This is a genomic window from Bacillus sp. B2-WWTP-C-10-Post-4, from assembly GCF_009183805.1.
Taxonomy (GTDB): domain Bacteria; phylum Bacillota; class Bacilli; order Bacillales; family Bacillaceae_G; genus Bacillus_A; species Bacillus_A cereus.
Genome location: NZ_WEII01000206.1, coordinates 1 through 4,036 on the forward strand (window position 1 = coordinate 1; position 4,036 = coordinate 4,036).

The following is a 4,036-nucleotide window of genomic DNA, read 5'->3' on the forward strand; positions in this document are numbered from 1 at the left end:
TAGATATGGTATCAATAAGCGATCGTTGCCTTACATTTAAAGTAGCTGAAAATTGTAAAACAGCTCCTAACAGGCGGATTTTTTTTTGTTCGCTTTTATCAAACCAACCTTCAAATGGAGATAAATGTTGTTTAAATAACATTTTTGATTTATACGATGCAATAAGCGCTAGCCTTACTCGATCTTTATGCATCATGCCATCAATTGTCTTATTCGCTAATAAATAAAACGTATGTAAACGACTTGCTTCTTCGTCTATATATTTGCCTATATTAAATACTTTCGCTGCTTGATGGAACACTTCCCAGTCTTTTACTGACATAGAAATAAGCCCTATTTCCTCAAGTTGTTTGCAAATTAGTCTTCCATGTTTAATAAGCTGAATAACAAATTCCATGTCCATTTCGTATTCATGTGATAGTAAATGCAGACTTTCTTCAACTACGTTCGGATAATATGAAATCCCCAAATCTTTTGTCAACTCTTCATAGAAAACACCTTCTCTTAACCCTTTTCTACTTAATACAAATGCCGGTGCCTCTATAACATTAACAAGTGTATGAAATACTTCAACCGCTGGAATAATCGTATCTGCTCGATCTTTTGCCAATCCTTCCAATTTCTGAAGTTCTATGTACGACAATTTTTCCAATTCATCTTTTACACTTTCAATATCTTCTTCTTTCATCTTGTATAAATGTAATCCTGCTATAGGATAGCATATTAAATTTTGATGGATTTTCACTAAGTTCCTAGCACTACCACCAATTGCAATAAGAGGCAATTTCTTATTGATTAACCATGGTAACGTTCGAAATTGAAACTCTAAATACTGTTGCATTCCCTCTAACTCATCTTTAGTAGGAATATCCCCTTTAATAAATTGTTGCTTTAAAGAAAGTGCCCCAAATGGAAAACTATGGTACTCTAAAATCTCTCTATTTCTAAAGTATGTAACTTCTGTACTTCCCCCGCCGATATCTACCGTTATTCCTTCTGAAAACGATGTAGAATTCATAACCGCCAAGTATCCGTAACGCGCTTCCTCATACTCTGATAATACTCTAAGAGTAAAGTCCGTTTGTCCTTCAACAAGCTTTTTAATTTCCTCTTGATTCTCCGACTGTCTAATTGTTGCTGTTGCAACACAAAGTACATGATGCAACTGATGGAATCTTGTACTTTCTTGAAATTGAAATAATGTCTGTAATAATACTTCTATTCCCTCTTCATTCAACACACCATCAATTAAGTAATTCCTTAACCTAGCAACAACTTTCGTATTTTCAATCTCTTTATAAAAACCTCCATTTTGCTTTTCATAAATAACTAAACGCATTGTATTAGATCCAATATCTATAATGGCATACTGTTGTTTTAATATTTCTTTCAAACTTCTCACTCTTTCATTATCAAATTTCAAAAACATATTCTATTACTATTATACAAAATAGTTGTTTTTTGTAACAATATTGCTTTAATATTGAAAATATATACAATCACTTTTTGCGTATAATAAATACCTATTTTATTTATGGTATAATAATGAAAAATTGAAAGGAGATTCAATATGAAACCTTCACAACCACAATCTCAATTACAAAACCAACATTCTATTAATCGACTAGCTCAATCTATTTTCGTTGTGAATCGTCATGCTAAAGCAGCTACTAATCCTAAATATTTATACTGGTTAAAAAAGACAGCTTTAGAACGTTTGATTGCTGAAAAAAAAGCAATTAAAGAAGGATTACATTTTTCTAGAAACCCACGTTTTAGCCAACAACAATCTGATGTCCTTATACGTTTAGGCGATTATTTTTTCCACATCCCTCCTACGAAAGAAGATTTTCGAATTCTACCGCATCTTGGTCATCTTGAATCCTCCTATCGAAATCCGAAAACAACCTTATCTTTAACAGTGGCAAAAAAAACAATTCAAGATTATATTGGTCCTGAAGCATTAAAACAAGAAAAAAAATTAAGTGAACCTGTTCCATGGTATAGTCGTACTTATACAAAAAAATAAAACAGTTTGGCCAAGTGTAGGCCAAACTGTTTTATTTTTTCTCTTCTTTAATTTTAATATTTGCTTGTTTATAAAAAGCTACTTTTTCTGTATTATAAGACTTTGTGAATTCATTAAATTTATCTTTTTCTGACTCAATATCCTTATAAGATTGATTTACTACTTTTACTTTTTCACTAATATCTTTTAATTTAGTACCTTTATCTTGTAACATTGTATATAACTCTTTTTCTTGTTTTAAAGATTTGTCATAGCTGTCATACATTTTATTAAATGAATCGTGTCGTTTCTCATACGTGCTTTTCACTTTATCAGCTTGATCTTTCAATTTCTTATCTTCAATTTTCTTCACATACTTCTCAGCTGACTTCACTTCTTCTTGCGCTTTATTTAAAACTTCTTTTTCTTTTGCAAGCACTTTTTCTCGTTCAGTTGTATTTTTCACTGCTTGATTCAGTTTTTCTTTAACAGTTTGATTATTATCTTTTCCTTCTTGAACAATCTGGTTATATAATTCTTGTCCTTCTTTCTCTAAAGTCTCAAGTTTTTTTGCATCTTCAAACATTGTTTTTTCTTGTTTAGCAGCGTTTTCAAACGCTACATATAATTCTTCTTCTGGTTTCGGACCGAAACAACCGGCTAATAAAATCATTGATAATGCAGTTACAATTGCTAATTTACTATATTTCAACATCTCTTCCTCCTACTTATAAACGACCATCGTGTAATATAAAAAAGTTATAAAATATGTAATTGTTCTATACACTCGCATCTTTTTTACGAAGATCATTAATATTGTTTGTACAAATTATTACTTGATATTACATTATTCTTTTTGAATTATTTAGCAATTCCATATCCATCTTTAAGTATACTACTTCGTGTTTTTTAAGGCCTGTTCACACTATGTATTACTTTAATGTCCACGGAATTTCACCTCAGTCTTAATAAGACTATAATAGTTCACCTGATAAAAGGTGATCGCTCCGCTCTCACGTCTATCATTCCCTTTCCAGCTTTCTATCAATTAATCTCTTTGTTCATTTTACACAGTACAATCGATATCTCGCAACAACTTACAAATATTCTTTTCATTTCCTAAAAAGGAAAAGTGTAGAGCTTGCTTTCCTCTACACTTTTAAAATAAAACACACTGTGCAAATTGCATTGACACTACCATCATAATTATATGCTTATTTCATATATTTTTAAAGACTTTTATTACAAACGTGGCGTTTTTTTGTAATAAAAGTCAAAAAAATGTTACAAATAAAACATCTTCCTATCATATATCTTCAAATCAAAGCTTCACTCATTTTCTTGCAAATTTCTATACTGGTACAATTGATTTTGCGACTTTCTCAACAGTTCTTCAAACGTTTTTCCTTCTACTGGATAGCTAGCTGCTCCAAATAAAAGAGTGACACTGAGTAAATCACCTTCTATTTCACTTTCAATATTTTTCATTAATCGTTTTGTTATTGTTGATGTTTCATGACCATTATCAATTGCTACAATAACGTACTTATTTTCATCCCACTTTGTAACAACATCGCCCTTCCGAATTGTCTTTACAATGGTACTCTCTAATTTTTGTACTAACACTCCCAACTTTTTTTCTTGCAACGTGTCTTTTAATCCTTCCCATTCTTTTACAGAAAGAATGTACACTGTAATATTACGAGAATCTCTTTCAGATAAAGCAGCTACTTTCCCAAAAAAATCAACAACAAAATCATTGCTTGCCATTCCTCCTACTTCCATACCCATACGCTCGTTCGCTCTTTTATCGTACCAATGTCCAAAATAATAACTTAGTATCATTTGCAATATATAAATAATAAAGACGGTATAAAATGATCGTGAATCCAGTTTTGCAATTACATCCTGAAGTGCAATCCATTCTGTAACTGCCACAGTATTGCCAAGCAATAATCCACTAATTTTCCCTTTATGTTTCATACTTTTCCCCCTTTTATACCAATATATGTTTCTATATCAATAATG

At 31.1% G+C, this 4,036-nt stretch carries 4 protein-coding genes; 1 reads left to right on the forward strand and 3 read right to left on the reverse strand.

What is annotated here, in order from left to right:
* Window positions 1-1,429, reverse strand: a 1,429-nt coding sequence (gene ppx / locus GBN78_RS28950; RefSeq protein WP_152127998.1) for an exopolyphosphatase, incomplete at its 3' end; no start/stop codon positions are given.
* Between the two features lie 141 nt (window positions 1,430-1,570).
* Here ppx and GBN78_RS28955 point away from each other — a divergent pair.
* The gene (locus tag GBN78_RS28955; RefSeq protein ID WP_000804862.1) at window positions 1,571-2,029 is read left to right on the forward strand and encodes a YkyB family protein; all 459 of its coding nucleotides are present in this window, start codon (window positions 1,571-1,573) and stop codon (window positions 2,027-2,029) included.
* Window positions 2,030-2,060: 31 nt separating this feature from the next.
* Here GBN78_RS28955 and GBN78_RS28960 read toward each other — a convergent pair whose 3' ends face one another.
* Both GBN78_RS28960 and GBN78_RS28965 read right to left on the reverse strand, forming a co-directional pair.
* Window positions 2,061-2,723 (reverse strand): YkyA family protein, encoded by a 663-nt coding sequence (locus GBN78_RS28960; protein WP_000922484.1) that lies wholly within the window; start codon window positions 2,721-2,723, stop codon window positions 2,061-2,063.
* Between the two features lie 614 nt (window positions 2,724-3,337).
* Window positions 3,338-3,991, reverse strand: a complete 654-nt coding sequence (locus tag GBN78_RS28965) for a diguanylate cyclase domain-containing protein (RefSeq protein ID WP_000680811.1) — start codon at window positions 3,989-3,991, stop codon at window positions 3,338-3,340.
* Between the last annotated feature and the right edge of the window lie 45 nt (window positions 3,992-4,036).